This is a genomic window from Taibaiella koreensis (assembly GCF_003545715.1).
Lineage (GTDB): Bacteria > Bacteroidota > Bacteroidia > Chitinophagales > Chitinophagaceae > Taibaiella > Taibaiella koreensis.
On sequence record NZ_QVNU01000001.1, the window covers coordinates 131,052 to 150,292 of the forward strand.

The following is a 19,241-nucleotide window of genomic DNA, read 5'->3' on the forward strand; positions in this document are numbered from 1 at the left end:
CATAAGCAAACAAGATACAAGCATGAAAAAACTGATACTCGCATCCATCGTGATCCTTACCGGATTTGCCAGCTGCTATAAAGACAATGCAGAAGATATGTACCCTTCGGGCGGCGGAAGCAGCAGCGGTGGCTGCGATACGACCAATGTTACTTTCAGCGGCACGATCAAGCCTATTATCGATGCGCGCTGCGCGACCTCCGGCTGTCATTTTGATGCCAGCGTCACCGGTATCGATCTCTTTCACTACAGTGGTGTGGCTGCCGTTGCCAATTCAGGCAAGCTCGTTTCTGCCATTACCCATAATGGACAAGCATCACCAATGCCCAAGGGAATGCCTAAGCTCGACGATTGCAGCATAGCCAAGATCGTTAAATGGGTAAACAGCGGCGCACCCAATAATTAAAACCCTGCATTTTTGCCTTACATAAACAAAAATTAATACGACATGAATAAAGCAGCAGCAATTGTAGCGATGTTGTGCCTTACGGCAAGCCTGGGCCATGCCCAGAAATGGATGACCCGCACCGGCAAGGTATCCTTCTTTTCCTCCACCTCGGTTGAGAATATTGAAGCGTTCAACAATGAAGCAGCCAGTGTGATCGATGCCAAAAGTGGCGACGTGGCCTTTATTGTGCCTATCAAAAGCTTTAAGTTCGATAAAGCCCTGATGCAGGAGCACTTTAATGAGAACTATATGGAAAGTAGCAAGTATCCCAAAGCAGAATACAAAGGCAAGATCACCAATGCCGCCGATGTTAACTTCAGTAAAGATGGTACCTATAATGTAAAGACCACCGGTAAGCTCACCATGCACGGTGTAACGAAAGATGTGCCGGCTACAGGTACGATAGTGGTGAAGTCGGGTACGGCTACCATAAAGTCCAAGTTTATGGTGGCGCCTGCCGATTTCGGTATCAAGATCCCCTCGGTGAGCGCATCCAAGATCGCATCCAAGATCGAGATCACAGTTGACAGCGTGTTGAAAGAAGCCAAATAATTTCCGGACGGCTATTGCCATCCCGGTGGTAATGGCCATTTCCAATATCCCAACAAACAATCATTTGACCGTATATGAAACGAACCACTACGCTTTTTTCTCTTTTACTCATGCTGCAGCTATGTCCGCTTATGTTGACGGCGCAGGAGCACGATACTTCATCGCACGACGGGGACGACCTGATGGCCATGCTCGCCGATGAATCCGGCGCACCCAAAAAAGAATACACGACTGCTACCTTTAAAACGACGCGTATTGCTAACGGGCACAGCATAGAGAACGTAGGCAAAGGTATCCTCGATCTCCGGATCAATCACCGCTTTGGTCAGCTCAACGCAGGTATTAAGGAATTTTTTGGCCTGGACAATGCTACCACGCGCATCGGGTTTGATTACGGCGTTACCGACTGGCTTATGGTCGGTATCGGGCGTAGTACCTTTATGAAAGATGTAGATGGATTTGTGAAAGTAAAGCTGTTGCGACAAACGGAGAATGACGGTATGCCCGTAAGTGTAAGCTATATGGGCGCCATGTCGGCCCAGGATGTAAAGCTGCTGGAGCAACCCGAGGGCGCCGATTATCCATTCAGCAACCGCGTGGCTTATGTCAATCAGCTACTCATTGCCCGTAAATTTTCCAACTGGCTCTCGTTGCAGCTGATGCCCACCCATGTGCACTATAATTTCGTACAGTTCCGCGATGAGCCCAACGATATCTTCGCTATGGGCCTGGGTGGACGGATCAAGCTGACCAACAGGATCGCCTTTACCGGCGAATATTACATGCTGATCGGCGATAAAATGAGAGGTACCCGCAATTCGCTCACGCTCGGTTTCGATATTGAAACCGGGGGTCACGTATTCCAGCTCATGTTCACCAATTCTACTGGCATTACAGAAAGAACAGTGGTGGGACAAACCACCGGCCAGTGGGAAAAGGGTGATATCCATTTCGGCTTCAACATCTCAAGAATATTCACCATCGTAAGGCCTAAAGAATTCAAGAATTCGAGGAATAAGATATGGTAGTGCAGGCGATGTGTGATGCAAAGGAGCTGCCCCCAAAGTACGGGCAGCTCCTTTTGTATTGGGTAGTCCATCCGGCATTGATGTCATGATTCAGCAACCTCATTAGCCTTTTGGATCGCCTTCGCACAAAAGAGCGATGTCTTCAGCCGGCAGTATCGCTCATGTCTTCAGCTGCCTCCAGGCGGTGTACAATACCTTCGATATAATGCAGCAGGCGCTGCTTGTCGGTAAGGGCCATGGGCGCTACAATACGACGCAAAGGTTCGGGGTAGAAACCTGCCACATGTGCCAGGCGACGCCCCCATTCCGTAAGCCCGATAAGCCGGCTGCGCTTATCGCCGGGCATCGTTTTCCGGTGGATCAGCTTTTTTTGCTCCATAGACCTTAGCGCTACACTAAGGGTAGCCTTGCTGAGGTCAAACGCAACGGCCAATTGATTGAGGGTGCAGGCTTTTTCCCTGAAATGGATATGGATAAGAATATTGACCTGCAGCGGACTTAGGCCATGTTCCATTGCCTGCATTTTAAGCAGTTGCTCCATTAAATGACCAATGCGTTCGAGGCCGGTGACAATGCGTGCGGTAGCATCGCTCTCCGCAAATACTGGTTGCGACATGATTGTTAATGATTTGTCAATGGCGGTGGTGTCATACAAAGTTAGTAATACTAACGAAATGGGAAGCGCCGGTTTCATTTTATTTTGACATCAGCATTCGGCTGGTAAATAATGTTAGTACTACTACCTAAATATAGGCAAGCGCATACAAACTGCCACGGATGACCGGTTGATATTGCTAAGCCTTGCTGGCAGCGCTTTTGAGAATAAGCGGGCTGTGTTACCTTTGCCCCAAATGACCATTATGCGATTACACATTACTTTTCCCCTGATCCTTGCGCTGCTCGCTTCCGGGCCGGCCTGGGCCCAGACCCCTATTAAGACCGAAGAAGACGAACCCCAATATATCAATCCCGTCATGGGAGAAGACGATGAGCTTTTCTCTACCGGTCATGCCGATACCGGCAGCGATCGTAAATATTATATCCAGCCTCTTAACGAGATCACCATTCAGGAGAACCGCCTGCAAATACCCTTTGCGGAGCAAAACCGCAACATTCGCATCCTGGACCAGAACCTGATCCGTACCCTGCCCGTAAAATCGGTGAATGAGTTGTTGAGCTACGTTTCCGGTGTAGACGTGCGCCAGCGCGGCCCCTGGGGCGTGCAAAGCGATATTGGTATCGACGGCGGCACCTTTGATGAGACGCTGGTCCTGATCAATGGCATTAAGATCAGTGATCCCCAGACCGGTCACAATATGATGAATATTCCCTTGCCGCTGGAAGCCATTGACCGCATCGAGGTGCTGCGCGGACCGGCCGCACGCGTCTACGGGGTAAATGCCCTCAACGGCGCGATCAATATCATTACCAAAAAGCCGGAACGCACGGGCATTACCGCCAATGTCTATGCAGGGAGCAGCTTCAACCGCGATACCACCGATAATAAGCTGTATGGCGGCTACGGGATACAAGTAACGGGCAGCCTGGCCGGGGAAAAGGCGCAGCATTATATTGCGCTCAGCCGGGAGCAAGCCACAGGTTACCGTTACAATACTGCGTTCTACAATAACAAAGCCTTTTATCAGAACAATATCGAACTGGGTGAGCACAGTGCGCTGCAATTCCTGGGAGGCTTTACGGGCAACGATTTCGGGGCCAATGGCTTTTATTCCGCGCCGGGCGATAAAGAGGCGAAAGAAAAGGTCGAGACTGGCTTGCTGGGTGTCGGCGCTACCATAGCCGTCAATCCCTACTGGACCATTAAGCCTCGTATCAGCTATCGCTATAACCATGATGACTATATCTACATCAGGCAAAAACCAGAGGTATATCATAACCGGCATGAAACGCATGTGATCGACGCCGAGCTCAATAATACTTTTGATACCGACATCGGCACGTTTGGCCTGGGGCTGGAGCTCCGGAACGAACGTATTAACAGCAGCAGCCTGGGCAACTGGCAGCGCAGCAACTATGGCTTCTTCGGCGAATACAGCTTCAATAAGGTAAAGAATCTGCTGGTAAACGTAGGCGCCTATGCCAATTATAACTCCGAATTCGGCTGGCGTGTGCTGCCGGGTATCGATGCGGGCTACCGTTTCTATGGCGGCTGGCGGCTCTTTGCCAATGCCGGCGCAGGGCAGCGGCTGCCTACTTACACCGATTGGTACTATAAGGGACCGCAAAATATCGGTAACGACCAGCTGCGTCCCGAATATGCCTATAATGTGGAAGGCGGTGTAAAATACAACGACCGGAGACTCAACGCTTCTCTGAGCTATTTTACACGTCATACCGACGGCTTTATCGATTGGGTCAAGGATACGGTTACCGCTCCCTGGCAGCCGCGCAACTTCAGCCAGATCAATACCCGCGGCATAACTTTGTCGGCCGATTATCGCTGGCGCAGCGACGATGCGGCGGCGGCGCCCGTTGCTCTCATCACAGGCCTGTCCTATACTTACCTCGATGCATCCATCAGCGCCGATGCTACAGCCAACGAGGCAACGCCGGTATTGTCGCAATATGCGTTGGAACACCTGCGGCACCAGCTATGCGCTAATATCAATGCTGAATTTTTTCATGTGCTTACCGTAACTTTTGCCGCCCGTTACCAGCAAAGGGTCAGCTATAAGGACTACGGCCTGATCGATATGCGCATCGCGTACGTACATCGTCGCTTCAGCATTTATGCCGATGTGACCAACCTCGCCAATGTGCAGTACATTGAAGCAGGCGCTGTACCAATGCCGGGCCGCTGGGCAACCTTAGGTCTTAAATGGTCCTGGTGGCAGCGGTAAGACCCCGGGATCGGCTGCTGTCTTTCCCTAATACGAAATGCCTTACCTTTAAAGGGTGGATGTCAAATTGAAACACAGGATTTTTTTTATTACCCGACACTATTTTAATTCAGCAATGCGTTAGTACCCCTAGATACTTTCTTTGTCTTACTGTTACATCCCGTGCTTTTTTGCTTGCCATAAAGCAATCGCGCCAAAGCCAGCTGAGCCTGCTGCGTATGATCCGGGATGTTTTTTGTGGAAAAAATAAATATTGCCGTTACCAAACTTAAAACAACCCACCCGGCAATGGAATTTGGAAAAGTAACCGAACAGGAACTGGAGCACATGGATTGTAGCCTGCCTCCGGATCCCGAAATGAATCAGGCGATATTGGCCAAGGGAAAAGGGAAAACCCGTTTTTATATCGGGTGTGCCAAATGGGGAAGAAAGGATTGGGTGGGAACCATTTACAGGCCCGACGTAGGCGAGCAGGATATGCTCCGGCATTATGCCCGTATTTTCAATACGATCGAGTTCAGCGGGTTTTACTATAACCTGCACAGCCGCGAGCAGGTGCTGCAATGGAAGAAAGCGGTCCCGCCCGGCTTTTTATTCTGTCCCAAACTGACACAGTATATCACCCACGTACGGCGACTGCGCAATGTACAGGCACAGCTATCGGAGTTCCTGGACCTGGTTTCGGTCTTTGGGAAAAACCTGGGCCCGCTTTTCCTGATGCCGCATCCGCAATTGCTCCCGCAGGACAGAGAAACGCTGGAAACGTTTATAGACGCCATACCACCTGCGATCGACTTGTTCCTGGAGCTGCGCCACGAAGCATGGTACACATCGGGGAGCTACGACCAGAAACTTTTGCAGTTCCTGAAACAGAAAAAAAGAGGAACGGTGATTACCGATGCTGCTGCCAGGCGCGAGGCGCTCCATATGCAGCTGAGCAAGCCTGAATGTTATATCCGCTTTATCGGCAATGCGCTGCATGCAACAGATTATCATCGCATCGATCACTGGGTGACGCGGATAAAGCAATGGATGAATGCGGGTCTTGAAAAGTGTTACTTCTTTGTGCACCAAAAGGACGAACGTCATGCACCCCGGCTGATCCAATATCTCACAGAACAGCTCAATAATGTTTGCGGCGCCGGATTGCCTTTGTTATCCTTGCAAACACAGGTAGCGCACTCGTGAAGCTATAAGCAATTCCAGGTTAAAAACAGGTTTTCAAAACCAAATTACACGTTTCTTTCACAATAGTTAAACAATATCTTAATGCCTGAGGTAATATAGCCTTAATATGAACGGGAGAATTTTGCAGCATAATCAACAATATCTGTTTTATGCGAATTACTTTACGTTCAGTGTTTACTTTATTGCTCCTGTGGAGTGCCTGGATAGCCGGAGCACAGGTAACGACCGCGGGCCTTAGCGGTTTTATTAAGGATAGTGAAAATAAGGGGCTTCCGGGTGCAGCCATCAAGGCAACCCATGTACCTTCGGGTACTACCTACGGTACCATGACCCAGGCCGATGGTAACTTTGTGATACAAGGCATGCGCCCGGGTGGTCCTTATTCTGTCGAGATCAGCTATATAGGCATGGCGCCACAAAAAGTGGAAGGTATCGAGCTTGCCCTGGGCGACAGCTATGTGCTGAACAGGGCTTTGAAAGAATCTGAAGGAGAAGAGATCAAAGAGGTGCAGATCGTAGGCAACAAAAGCGCGATCCTGAATGGCGACCGTACCGGCGCTGCAACCAATATCAATTCCCGATCTATTGCCCGCCTGCCTAACGTTAACAGGAGCCTCACCGATCTTACCCGCCTCACCCCGCAATCCAGCGGCAACATTAGCCCCGCTGGCAGCAGCGGCGGTTTTGCCGGCAGGGATGGCCGTTATAACAATATCCAGATCGACGGTGCCAATTTCAACAACGGTTTTGGTCTGAGCTCAGATCCGCTGCCCGGCGGTGGTAACCAACCCATCTCTCTGGACGCGATCGACGAGATACAAGTGAATGTGGCGCCCTACGATGTGCGCCAGAGTGGCTTTACCGGCGCCGGTATCAATGCGGTTACCCGCAGCGGTACCAACGAGCTGAGCGGATCCGTTTATGGGTTTCTCCGGCCTAAAAGCTTTACGGGTTTAAATGTCGGCGATCAAAAGCTGGATGAAGTAACACGCGTTTCGAATAAGATCGTTGGTGCACGCCTGGGCGGTCCGATTATTAAAAACAAGCTTTTCTTCTTTGCCAATTTCGAGTACGAAAACAGGCAGTCTGCCGGCAATACCTGGCTGGCCCAGCGCCCCGGATTGAGCTACGGCGGCAATGTGACCCGTGTAAATGCCAGCGATCTGGATGCCGTAAGCAGCTATCTAAGGTCCAATTACGGTTATGATCCCGGCGCTTACGAAGGATATGCCAACAACTATACCAATAAGAACATCAAAGCGCTGCTGCGCCTCGATTGGAACATCAGCGACAAGCATAAGCTTTCGTTACGTTACAACCAGATGAACGGTACCAACGATCAGGGTACCAACGGTAACTCCGGTCCCAATCCCCGCTCCGGCGCCAACCGTATCAGTAGTGAGTCCATCTCTTTTGAAAATGCTAACTACTCGTTTAAGAATACCGTTTATTCTTTTGCAGCCGAGCTCAACAGTACTTTCAGCTCCCGCATCAGCAACCAATTCCTGGCCACTTACAGCCGCGTCCAGGATACCCGTGAAACGCCTGGCAGCATTTTTCCCTTCGTCGATATATGGGAAGGCGGTAAGAATTACATGAGTTTTGGCACCGAGCTGTTCTCGTACAACAACGATGTGATCAATCACAATTTCAATTTTACCGACAACTTCACCTATATCACAGGCCGGCATACCTTTACGGCAGGCTTAAGCTTCCAGACCATGAGCTATGCCAACAGCTACCTGCGTGAGGGTACTTCTTACTACCGTTACAATTCCCTGGCCAAATTCCTGAGCGGCGGCGCCCCCGATGTGTTTGCCACTACCTATCCCTTTGACGGCAGCGATGGCTACGCCAAGGTTAAGTTTGGTCTTGGCGGCGCTTATATACAAGACAAGATCGCCGCCAGCGAAAGAGTAAATGTTACCATCGGTGTGCGTGCCGACCTGCCCATTTACCTGGACAATCCGCCGGCCAACCCTGTGGTCGATACCCTCGCCCTGTTGAACAAAAACGGACAACGCACCAACTATACAACCGCTTCCTGGCCCAAATCCAAGCCCCTGTTCTCTCCCAGGGTGGGTGTGAACTTTGATGTGCTGGGCGATAAGACCCTGCAGCTTAGAGGCGGTAGCGGTATCTTTACCGGCAATATCCCTTTTGTATGGCTGACGAATATGCCTACCAACGCGGGCGTGCTTCAAAATACTTTTGAGCCCGTAGACAATGCAACCCTGGGCAAGATCACCCATCTGGAAAAAGATCCCAACTATTGGATTGACCGTCTTCCCGAAAATTTCCCCAAAAAACCGGGTACCAGAGCCCCGGGCAGCGTAGCCCTTGTTGATCCCGATTTCAAGATGCCGCAGATATGGCGTTCCAATGTCGGCGCCGATTATAAGCTGCCCGGCCTGCCGCTGGTGGCTACCATCGACGTGATCTACAGCAAAGACATCAATGCCGTGTACCAGTTCAATGCCAATCGTAAGGAAGCCACGCAGCAGCTCGATTATTCGGGAGACCACCGCGACTATTGGGGAAGCAGTAAAAATGCTACCTACAATTCTGCCACCGGAACGGTAATCCCTGTGCTGAGCAATACCGGCAAAGGCTACTCCTTTACCTCTTCAATAGGCGTTACCCTCAATCCTTTCCATGGCTTTGCCGGTAGCCTGTTCTATACTTATACCAATGCCAAGGATATTTCGGGCAACCCGGGTTCTGCAGCTGGTTCTGCATGGAGCAACAACTATGCGGTTAATGATCCCAATGAGTTGCTGATGGGTTGGTCGCAATATGCCGTTCCGCATCGCATCGTAGGTACATTGTCCTATCGCGTGGAATATCTCAATCACCTGGCCACTACCTTCTCTCTGTTTTACCAGGGATCAAACCAGGGACGCTTTGCCTATACGTACAACGGTGATATCAATGCCGACGGCGTGAGCCTTGACCTGCTATACGTGCCCAATAATTCGGCTGATCTTAATTTTATAGACATCAAAGACAGCAAGGGAAATACAACCTTCACGGCAGCGCAGCAACGGCAGGCTTACGACCAGTTTGTCGCCAACAGCAAGGCGCTTTCCGACAGCAAAGGCGGTTATGTAGCGCGTAATAACGGCCTGATGCCCTGGATCAACCGCTTCGACTTCCGCTTGCTGCAGGATGTATTTGTGTCGACCGGTAAAAACAACCGTAAGCATACCCTGCAGCTGAGTCTGGACATGATCAATGTGGGCAACCTGCTGAATAAGAAATGGGGACTGTACAAACAGCTGAGCGGAGGCTCCGACTACAACTTCCCGCTGCTTAATGTAGTAGATGCCAATGGTAAGCCTACTTCGGACAAGGATTATATTCCCTCCAATACGCCTTCTTTCCAGATGATCACAGTGAAGGATCAGGCAGGCAAAACGGTGCTGCCTTCCGATCCCTTCCGCAACCTGTTCTCAACGGGAAGCACCTGGGGGATGCAGCTGGGCTTAAGGTATACCTTCTAGTATAATAACTGACAATAAGAACGAGCGGCCGGTGACAACACAGGCCGCTTTTTTACGTATGGTCTTCCGCCTAAGGGCCTTGTCCAAAGAAAGACCGGGAAGATATCATCAGGCGCAGCCGCTGGTAGGGCAATTTTGCGGCCCGGTAGGGCAGTTGCCGCATACGGTCACAGGATTCCGGGTGGGGCAGGGCGAGCAAACGGAAATGCCTGCGGTGGCGCCGCCGGCTACCTGCTTTGTTTCAGGCATGTCCAGGGCAGTGATCGCATTCTTGTTCAGGTCCAGCTTTTTAAGCAGCATTTGTTTCTTTTTCATAAATTTTGGTGTTTAAAGGTTGTTCCCCTGTCTTGACCGCCATAGGGAGCTTTCAGCGTCACGCAATGTTTGGGTTGTTGCTCTTGCAAGAAGCGATTGTGGCTCAAATCTATGATGAATCGACGTGCTCCTGCGGGCCGCTTCACACAATAAGCCCGTTAATTGGTGGCATGCATGTTCTGCTTTGCAGCATAAGAGCGGCCGTTGGGAAAAAGGATGATCTGGCAGGTCATGCCGGTCAGATCATTTTAGTGGTCTCAATGACGGTTGGGTTGTGACCACTAAAAAAAGAAGGGCTGCCCATCGTACGGACAACCCTTCGGATTATGTTTTATAGAGGCGGAGCTATTCTTGCTCGCTTACTGCCTGTGTTGTTTTTTCTGCTTTTTTCTTACCCCTGTTGTCGCGGGCCATACGGGAGTACACCGATATTTTCTTGTCGAACAGGAACTGGAACAGCAATACGGTATAAGAGGTATGGTAGCCCAGGGTATTGTAGTAATGTCCGGCAAATTTGCGGATCTTGGGCAGCTTGTTCCAGGGGACAGAGGGGAAATCGTGGTGCTCGTTGTGATAGCCTACGTTCAGGTTTACCGTATTGAGTGGGCCGTAATAGCTTTTGGTCTCCTGGTCGCCATGGGTAAGAAAATGTTCCTGTACCCAACGCGCGCCTAAGGGATGCAGGCCGATGGAAAAGAAGAAACTGGCTACCAGGTAAACAGTGCCTTTGGCGCCGAAGAAATAGACTATCGCTGCCATAAACACGATCTGGATGATCCAGTTCACTACGGTCCAGGCGTCAAATATTTTGATCTCTTTGGTCAGGCGCAATGGGCGCAGGGCCTGGAATACCGGATAAAAAAGCAGCCACAGCGCTTTGCCTACCGGCGCATTGTTGATCAGTTTGGCCTCCCAGCGGAAAGGCATATCGGCGTCTACTGCTTCCACACCCTGGAACGAATGGTGCTTCAGGTGATATTTGGTGAACGAGATAGAGCTTGGAAATACCTGCGGCAGGTTAGCGATAAGGCTTGATATTGTATTCAGCGTGCGGTTCTTGAATAGCAGGTTGTGGGAGCATTCGTGCACGCATACATAAAGCGTGTGGCAGGCAAACGCGCCCACCAGGTAAGCTACTACGAAAATGGCCCACCAGGGCATGTCTTTGGTAAAATAGGAAAGGACTACCTGTATACCCACACATAGCAAAATGACCAGGAGCGTGTAGGGGTTCCTGCCGATAAGGTTCCTGATCTCGGGATGTTTCTGGATGATCTCCTTGGTACGTGCTTTATGCGGCTCGGGGTTGTCCGACCAGCGAAAAGAAGTTAATTTTGCCATCTCAATATTCTAGCTAGAAATAATCGTCAAAAGTAATAAATACTTAAGACATCTGGTGAAGCAATTTCCTATCGTTATATTCTAAATACCTTACACCATGCGCCGTATCGCCGGATTCGTATTCCGTTCATTTCTGCAGGGATTGGTCATCCTGGGGCCTATAGGCGTTACTGCTTATGCAATCTATTTTGTATTCACCAGCCTGGACCGGCTGATCCCTTATGTGTCGGAATGGGCGCCGGGTGTGGGCTTTGTTATCGTGGTGGCCTTTATTACCCTGGTAGGCTATGCCGGTACCCGTTTCTTCTTCGGGCGCTGGATCGTGGAAGGCTTCAGCTACCTGCTGGAGCATACGCCAGGTATCAAGCATATCTATTCTTCTGTCAAGGATGTAATGGATTCATTTGTGGGCGACAAGAAAAAGTTCAATAGCCCCGTATGGGTGCGTACCAGCGAGCAGCCCGAGATCTGGCGCATCGGGTTCCTTACCCGTCAGGAACTGGACGAGCTGGGAATGACGGGCAAGGTCGCAGTGTACCTTCCGCATTCCTATGCCATATCCGGCTGGGTAATCGTGGTGGACAGCAGCACGATAAGGCCGGTGGAGGGCATGAATGCGGCGGAGGCCATGAAATTTGCGGTAAGCGGTGGTATCGCCGGTCTGCATGCGCACGAGCACCATCACGAAGAGGCAAAAGGATAATACAAGTGTGATCCGGTACTTCAATCCACTGCCTGTGCCGGTTTAGGGCCTTATCAATGCTTGTTGAGCAGTACGCTGGCATACGCCATCACGCCTTCTTCTCTGCCCACAAAGCCTAGCTGCTCTGTAGTGGTCGCCTTGATGGATACGTCGGCGCGGGGAATGCCCAGGGTAGTGGCAATAGCGTCGATCATTTTGGGGATATGAGGTTTGATCTTGGGCTCCTGCAGGCATACGGTGCTGTCGATGTTGACCAGCCAGTATCCTTTTTCTTTGACCATATTGTAACTTCTGCGTAACAGTACCTTGCTGTCGATGCCTTTGTACCTGGCATCGGTATCGGGAAAGTGTGTACCGATGTCTCCCAATCCTACAGCTCCCAGCAAAGCATCACAGATGGCGTGCAGCAATACATCGGCGTCAGAGTGGCCTACGGCGCCTTTATGGTGTTCCAGTTGAATGCCGCCCAGCCAGAAGGGTATGCCTTCCTGCAGGCGGTGAAAGTCGATCCCGTTTCCAATACGTAATTGCATGATGATAATTGTTGCGTTTGGATAAAATATGTGGTGTATGTATGAGCAAAAATAAAAAAGCCGTTTTTACCGGACAAATGTAAAAACGGCTTTTATCAAAATGTAATTCCCTTTAGGGGAGCGTTTGGTAAGGTGATAGACTATCCGGTACGAAAACAGCCAATTGAATTTTGTCCCAAGCCTATCACCTTAGTATGGTTAGCTTTGCTTTTTCTGGAAAAAGGCTTTGTCAAAATCAAACAACAGTGAGAAACGCAGGGTATTGGACAGCGGGTTGCGCGCTACGCCGGAACCCGAAGGTACCAGGTAGGAGAAGTTAAGCCCGAATACGCTATAGCGTACACCCAGACCGCAGGTAAAGTATTGGCGGTCTCCGTTGTTCTTGTTCTCATAGAAATAACCGGCACGTACGGCAAATTGATCCTGGTACCAGTATTCACCACCCACAGAAATGGTAGTGCCATAGCCGGGAGGCGCCTTGGTGAAGGAGCCCAGCATACCGGATACCACACCGTCGTTGGGGATATAGCCGCCCGAATCGACGCCGCTTACATCTTTATAATAGCGGGGAGCGGGAACCAAGGCCTTATTCAGGTCAAGCGCGGCGGTTACTTTATTGTAAGCGTCGATCTTGTAGGTATAGGCAACACCCAGGCCAAGGTTGATGGGCAGGAAATCGCGCTGATTTTGTGAATAGCTGATCTTGGAACCCACATTGGACAACACTGCGCCGGCGCTGAAGGTACCGCTGCGGTCTTCTGTCATCTCTTTGGTTGAGGTGTAGAAAATACCCGCGTCTACGGCAAAGGCTTTACCGGGGCTATAAGCACCGGCCTCATTGGGGGCGCCAGCTGCGATATTGGAACTGATATAGCGCATAGTCGCACCTACCGAAAGATTATTGGAGAGGCGGATGGAGTAGCCCAGGTCAAATGAAAACTCCCTGGGTTTACCGCTACCGGCAGGCTGGGCATCGAAGGTGGTATAGTCGATATTACCCAGATTGAAATAGCGAAGCGAGGCGCTGATGGCCTGGTTACTATTCTGTCCGAATTTTTTATAGGCAGAAAGATAACCCAGGAACACATCGGGAACCAGGTCCTTCAGCCAGGGGGTATAGGTTACCGAAATGCCCGCATCCTTAGGACTCATAGCCAGCTTGGCTACGTTCCAGTATTGTGAGTTGGCATCGGGAGATATAGCAATACCGACATCGCCCATAGCGCCGCTGCGGGCATCGGGTGAAATACGTAAAAAGGGAACTGCGGTGGTGATCGCACCTACTCTTCCATCTACGCCGGTCTTGGATTGTGCAAAAGTTTGGGTACCTATTAAGCCGGTCAACATCGTCAGCCCGACAATAGCAAAGCGTTTAGCCATTCGTCTTCTTGTTAGTTAATAATATAGATTTAATGTAGAAGTGTCGCTGCAATAGGCTTTTCCAGAAGAGTTTTTAAATTGAGCAAATTTTGTTTTGTTAATAACAGGCTGCAAAGATAGGGTAAATATCCAGACCGGAGATTAATATTGTAATAAATGACCGGGCAAAATTTATGCCCGGTCATAGGGCAATACCAGATATTAACGGAGCAAGACCAGTTTTTGGTATGCTTTAGCCGAAATTCCTTTGGCGGTTTTAGCGTCCAGACGGTAAAAATAAACGCCTTTCGACAGCGGGATGCCGCCTTCTCCCAGGCCATCCCAGGTAATCTCGGTGCGGTTACCCGCGGTGGTCAGGTTTTGCTTGATCACCTTCACCAGCCGGCCGGCGGCCGTATAGATCGACAATGTGATATCCATGTTCTCGTCTTCCAGGTTATGCTGCAATACGAAATGTGTAATATTGGTCATGGGGTTAGGGTAATTGTAGAGGTCGCTGATAAAGCCCTTGTCTTTATTTTTTACCTCAAATACGACCGTTCCTTCTCCCGAATTGTTATAAACATCCCAGGCCTTCACTTTGATCGTATGCATGCCCTCGGGGAGATTCTTCAGCTGGAAATTGCGGATATAACCTTGCCGGTAATCATTGGCTTCCGTGGTAAAGTAGCTGCTGATCGACATCGGGTTTTGCACATCGTCATCCAGTATGGCCACCATATCATGTCCGATAGAGCTTCCGGAGATGTTGAACCCGTTGTCGTCGTATAATTTTACAAACAGGGTAGGGTTAGGGCCTGTAACACCGCCGTTCCTGAATTTATCATCGTCTATAAAGGGTTGTACGATAGGAGCATCATTATCGTCGCCGGCTTTGTCGTTGTAGCCGCCGATAGTGAGTGCGCTGTCGACGCCGGCCGCATCTGTTACGTCGTTGTTGGCATAATAGCTGATCTTACCCTTGCCGTAGGCATAATTGATATCCTTGGGTGCGATGAAGCTGGCGGAAAAATTGCCATTGGCTACTGTTCCCTGCACCTTTGCTACAATATTGGTCTGGAGGGGAAAACTAGGAGTTGCATTGGGATCTGGGTTCACGGTTTGTACCCGGCGCATTTTGTCATAGATGGTTACATATACCGGACCGTTAAAATTGGTCAGCACGTTGTTATTTTGATCCCTGACGGTACCGCTGATCACATATCGTCCCAGGGCTTTGATCGTATCGGTATCAAAAGTGCTGCCATTATATTCCATTTGCAACTTTCCGGTTACCACCTTATGTACGGGCATGGCCATCCGGAGCGCCGGGTCCCCGAGCACGGCATATTTATGGTTATTTATCGGGTCTACGGTGTACCTGTTCTTGCCTACCCGCAGCGCTTCACCCAGTGTGCGCCATTGCCCGTTTGCATCCCTGCTGAACTGTGCACCGGTATACGCTTTATTAAGCCCCCTGTTAGCGTCGGGAAAAACCACCTGCGTGGTGGTGATCATAGCGATGGCGCCGTTGTCGGGGCTAATGGTAAGCTTAGCGCCGGCAGAGCGTTGTCCGGGATCGTCAAACCGGCCGAAATCGCATGTCGCAGTGATCATTACAGGGAGTTTGTCCTTGTTTTTCCAGCCGCTGTAATCTTCGGAGGTAAGGATGGCTTCATGCGCCCACCGCTCGGGGCTGCCGTGGCCGGTATAGTTGGCCAGGAACGTGCCGTTGGCAATCTGGTCGTCTATTGCCTTATTGGCTGAAGGATAGCGGGGGCCGGCAGGTGTACTGATCTCGCTGAGCGCATCGCAATAGATCTTGTAGACATTGTACACGTAGGCCGAATCGTAGAAATATTTGTTTACTTGTTCGCAATCGTCCAGGTGGTTCATTACATCATTCTTCTCTGTGGCATTATTGTCATGATCGTCGGCAACATAGCTCACCACATTCTTCCAGGGCCCAAAGGAAGCAGGACTGGTATAATGTTTTACCTTGTTGACATAATCTTCGGCTTCCTGGGCCGTATAGGCCGGGATCCTTCCCGTGCCCACATCGACGCCGTGCAGCGAGCTGCTACCCCCGTTTATATCGTCGTTCTCGTCCAACAGGGCATAAAAATCATCGGAAGAATAAGCCGAAGTGCCTACCGTGCTGAGGTAGGTCTCGTAGGTAGGGGTAAAATTAGTGTTGAAGCCCAGCCGGTTTTTATAGTCGTACGACGCCGCCCCCATGAAAAGCACGTTCTGGATCATGCCGCTTCCGCTACTGGGGGCACGGTTGTAGAACATGCGTATAAAGTTCCTGATGCCGCCGATGTCTTGTCCGCCGGAGGAGAATTCGTTATAGATCTGGTCCAGCAATACCACGGCAACAGAAAGGCCTTCTTTTGCCCGGTGAAAGTTGGCCAGGTCATCAGCGGCTGTCTTGAACAGCGGTGGTGTAACGATGAGAAAGTCGACTTGTCCCATGCCGTGCAGGTCCTGGTTGGCGACGCTGCCTTTGGACACCGGTGTGCCAAACTGGCTGCCATCGAAAGCAATGAATTCCTTAAGGCTTTTTCCTGCGCGGGAAAAAGTATAGCTGCCGCCGCTGGCGCTACCCTGCAGGCTAACCGGGGAAAGCGGGTTTGTAATGTCCCATACAGTCAGGTTGGCCGGGGCGCTTTGCAGCGTATAAGAAACGTTGTCGCCTGCCGCTACAGCAGTGCTTTGCCAGGAACGGAAAGCAAATTGAGGGCCGGCATACACAGGTTGCCTGCGATAGTTGAAGCGTACATAATCGATATAGGCGGCGCCGGTACCACTGGGGAAATACTGGAACCTTAGCGGCACGGAGCCACTGGCCCCGGGAGCATTTACAGAATCAACAGATGTCACGCTGGAAACAAGGACATAGTCGTCAGGAGCGAGCCCCAGGCTAAAGTTCTTTACCGGCACATTGTTAAAGCTCATGGATAGGCTATTGCCCGCTGCTGTGTTGATGTTGCCGACATTCGTTTTAATGGCTATTTTCCCAACAGCAGCGCCGAGGTTCACATTTATAGTTTGCGATGGATTGGTAATACCTATGGTATTCATTTTATAGCCCCACCAGATCTTTCCTATCGATCCCAGGTTGACACTATCGGCATCAACCAGGTAATAATCGTCCAGGGTGGAAACGTTGAGCGACACAGGCGCTGTGGCGGCCTCGCTGGCAATACGCTTTCCGGGACCGAGATCGAAATTCAGGAAATAATAACTCTGGTTCTCGTAGTAATTGGTTGTATGTTCAAAGCTTTGGTTCAGGGAATCTTTGGTCCAAAGGGTAGGTCCATTGGCATAGAAAAGGATATAGTCATTGGCCCCAAAGCTGCTGCCGGCGCTCTGCACCAGTACGGCATTCTCGATCAGGTCATCCGGCTGGTCGTTCGTTACCTTTTCCGGTAATACAGTGCCGCCATTTCCGTAAACGCGGATATTGGCAGGGTTGATGTTCCCCGGATTGATCCCCATACTTTGCAGGAAATTATAGTCGATCTTGTAGACGCCTCTGGATGGCACCGCGATCTTGTACCAGGTGCCTGTGGCCAGTATAGAGTGGGGTATGTCTGTCGGTTTCTGTACAATGCTGCCCGAGCCGTCGTCGGTTTCAGTCACCTCCAGGTCGAAGGCTACGAGGCGTTCGGCGTGGCCGCCGGTAATCCTGTAAGCGGGTATCTCTACGTAGGCGACCATTTGCTTGCGCTCCAGGCTGGTGGTAATATCCGGCTCGAAGCTGTTGGCCTTCCTGGCTCCGGCCGGTACCGCAATTGCCGGCTCGGTTTGTATATTGATCAATCGTACTCCCGGTGTGCTTTTGTACTTCAGCGCGATCTTCTCCGAGATCATACCGTGGTCCGCATTGTAATTATTGACCACATGATGGGAAACACTCACTTCTTTTTGCTGTGCCGACAGGCAGAAAGGAACGGCACCCAATAACCAAACACACAAGAAAAATTTTTTCATTCTGAAAAATTTAGGATAATAATCCCGCAGCCGGGCTCTATATAACGTAAAATACCATTCTGTAGTATAGCGAAAAAGCTACCAAAAATACACCAAAAAAGACAGATTCCGGCAAGGCAAAGGTGGGGCAGCTATCCGTTATTAACGAAAGGGTAGTGTTTCCCGGTAAGAGAAGGCGATGGGTTGTGCGCCGCCTATATGCGTCGAAGCATATTTTTCGATGAGCGCAGGAGCAGCAGGGTCAGCACCAGCAGCATAAGGAGCATAAGCGCACCAATGATCCAGGCATCTGCCATGTGGATCTGCAGGTCCATGGTATTCAGCCATTGCACCATAAAGCATTGAATGCCAAATGTAATTAAAGAGGCCACGACTACGGCCGAGCTGATCCAGGGTAGGAAAAAACGATTCAGGATACCTCGCAGCATACGCGGCGCATAGCCCAGTTGCTTCATCAACCGGATATGGCCGGCGGCACGTTGCACAGTGATCTCTACGAAAAGGATGAAAGAGAGGACGGCCATGCCCACTACAATGAGCGCTACCCCGCCCACAGCGCTCACGATGGCCTGCACTATGGTACGCACACGGTTCCAGCGCAGCTGTTCCTCGTTGGTCGTATAGTTTTTGGACTTGAGGAAGTTTACAAAGGCTTTGTCCGAAGGGTCCTGTACTTTGAGCACCAGACGCGAAGGATCGGGCGTAGCCTTGTGACCATATTTCCGGTTCATTTCTTCCATAAAGCTACGCGGCACCAGCACCGAGCTGATCCTGTCGGTAAAACCTACAATGCGGGCCCGGTATTTTTCCTGGCCCCTTGCAATCGATATCTCGAAGGGCAGCGCCTTGATCGAGGTTTGCGACAGCTGTGGCAGGCCCTGGCTCAGCGCAAATCCGTAATTGTATAAATTGAGGAAATCGCTGGACATAATAATGGGCAGCGTAGGCTGTCCCGGCTGCCAGGCCCAGTCTTCGGGCAGCACGTCCAGGTATTTGTCCTCGACGGCGCCCAGGAACATCTCGGTGTAGAAATTCAGGTGGCCCCCCATGCTCGCTGCTACCGGGTAGCTGTTTGAAGTGAGCGGACCCACCTCGTTTACGCCTTTGATCTGTTTCAGCTCGTCGATCTCTTTTCCGGAAAACAGGTTTTCTTCCGGGGTTCGGGCCATGCTTTCGTTGGTCACCTGTTTGCCGATCACAAGATAGGCAGCCATAGTGTCTTCCCTGCTTTTCCCCGAAAGGATTGCCCTGAAATCGAACCAGGCCAGTGCCGCGGCAAACAGCAGCAGCATACCGATGCATAAGGCGATCCAGGAGCCGTACATGCGTCCTTTTTGTTTGCCGGGTCTCAATAGTTTCAGGATGATCTTGTTCTGCTGCACGCGAAATAGGATTTGATCTGGGATAGTTGCCT

14 protein-coding genes are annotated in these 19,241 nt (G+C 50.7%); 7 read left to right on the plus strand and 7 right to left on the minus strand.

Translation table 11 applies throughout. The features are described from left to right. Positions 1–22 precede the first annotated feature (22 nt). The 3 genes from DZK30_RS00565 (at position 23) to DZK30_RS00575 (ending at position 2,028) form a co-directional block, all read left to right on the plus strand. Positions 23–406 (plus strand): hypothetical protein, encoded by a 384-nt coding sequence (locus DZK30_RS00565; protein ID WP_118972141.1) that lies wholly within the window; start codon positions 23–25, stop codon positions 404–406. Between the two features lie 42 nt (positions 407–448). Continuing rightward, entirely contained in the window at positions 449–1,000 is a 552-nt protein-coding gene (locus tag DZK30_RS00570; RefSeq protein WP_118972142.1) for a YceI family protein, read from the plus strand. A gap of 74 nt (positions 1,001–1,074) precedes the next feature. Next, positions 1,075–2,028, plus strand: coding sequence for a DUF5777 family beta-barrel protein (locus tag DZK30_RS00575; RefSeq protein ID WP_205529339.1), 954 nt, complete (start codon positions 1,075–1,077; stop codon positions 2,026–2,028). A 142-nt stretch (positions 2,029–2,170) separates the two neighbouring features. Here the strand turns inward: DZK30_RS00575 and DZK30_RS00580 are convergent, their stop codons facing one another. Next, positions 2,171–2,644 carry a MarR family winged helix-turn-helix transcriptional regulator gene (locus tag DZK30_RS00580; protein WP_162902723.1) on the minus strand — a complete coding sequence of 158 codons (474 nt, stop codon included), beginning with the start codon at positions 2,642–2,644 and terminating at the stop codon, positions 2,171–2,173. A gap of 244 nt (positions 2,645–2,888) precedes the next feature. Between DZK30_RS00580 and DZK30_RS26480 the strand changes: the two genes are divergently transcribed. From DZK30_RS26480 to DZK30_RS00595, 3 genes are all read left to right on the plus strand, one after another. Next, a complete protein-coding gene (locus DZK30_RS26480; RefSeq protein ID WP_162902724.1) occupies positions 2,889–4,889 on the plus strand; it encodes a TonB-dependent receptor plug domain-containing protein in 2,001 nt (666 codons plus the stop codon). 288 nt (positions 4,890–5,177) lie between these two features. Beyond that, positions 5,178–6,077, plus strand: coding sequence for a DUF72 domain-containing protein (locus DZK30_RS00590; protein WP_162902725.1), 900 nt, complete (start codon positions 5,178–5,180; stop codon positions 6,075–6,077). Between the two features lie 149 nt (positions 6,078–6,226). Continuing rightward, a complete protein-coding gene (locus tag DZK30_RS00595) occupies positions 6,227–9,580 on the plus strand; it encodes a TonB-dependent receptor (RefSeq protein WP_118972145.1) in 3,354 nt (1,117 codons plus the stop codon). A gap of 108 nt (positions 9,581–9,688) precedes the next feature. Here the strand turns inward: DZK30_RS00595 and DZK30_RS00600 are convergent, their stop codons facing one another. Together DZK30_RS00600 and DZK30_RS00610 are read right to left on the minus strand one after the other, a co-directional pair. After that, entirely contained in the window at positions 9,689–9,895 is a 207-nt protein-coding gene (locus tag DZK30_RS00600; protein WP_118972146.1) for a class I lanthipeptide, read from the minus strand. Positions 9,896–10,240: 345 nt separating this feature from the next. Next, positions 10,241–11,236 (minus strand): fatty acid desaturase, encoded by a 996-nt coding sequence (locus DZK30_RS00610; protein ID WP_118972148.1) that lies wholly within the window; start codon positions 11,234–11,236, stop codon positions 10,241–10,243. 97 nt (positions 11,237–11,333) lie between these two features. On the opposite strand from DZK30_RS00610, the gene DZK30_RS00615 reads away from it, so the two are divergent. Next, positions 11,334–11,939 (plus strand): DUF502 domain-containing protein, encoded by a 606-nt coding sequence (locus tag DZK30_RS00615; RefSeq protein ID WP_118972149.1) that lies wholly within the window; start codon positions 11,334–11,336, stop codon positions 11,937–11,939. A gap of 53 nt (positions 11,940–11,992) precedes the next feature. Here the strand turns inward: DZK30_RS00615 and ispF are convergent, their stop codons facing one another. From ispF to DZK30_RS00635, 4 genes are all read right to left on the minus strand, one after another. Continuing rightward, complete coding sequence (ispF, locus tag DZK30_RS00620) at positions 11,993–12,472, minus strand: 2-C-methyl-D-erythritol 2,4-cyclodiphosphate synthase (RefSeq protein ID WP_118972150.1); 480 nt, start codon at positions 12,470–12,472, stop codon at positions 11,993–11,995. 198 nt (positions 12,473–12,670) lie between these two features. Further along, a complete protein-coding gene (gene porV / locus DZK30_RS00625; RefSeq protein ID WP_162902726.1) occupies positions 12,671–13,852 on the minus strand; it encodes a type IX secretion system outer membrane channel protein PorV in 1,182 nt (393 codons plus the stop codon). A gap of 201 nt (positions 13,853–14,053) precedes the next feature. Beyond that, complete coding sequence (porU, locus tag DZK30_RS00630) at positions 14,054–17,827, minus strand: type IX secretion system sortase PorU (protein ID WP_118972152.1); 3,774 nt, start codon at positions 17,825–17,827, stop codon at positions 14,054–14,056. A 194-nt stretch (positions 17,828–18,021) separates the two neighbouring features. Next, complete coding sequence (locus tag DZK30_RS00635; protein WP_118972153.1) at positions 18,022–19,209, minus strand: hypothetical protein; 1,188 nt, start codon at positions 19,207–19,209, stop codon at positions 18,022–18,024. Positions 19,210–19,241: the final 32 nt, after the last annotated feature.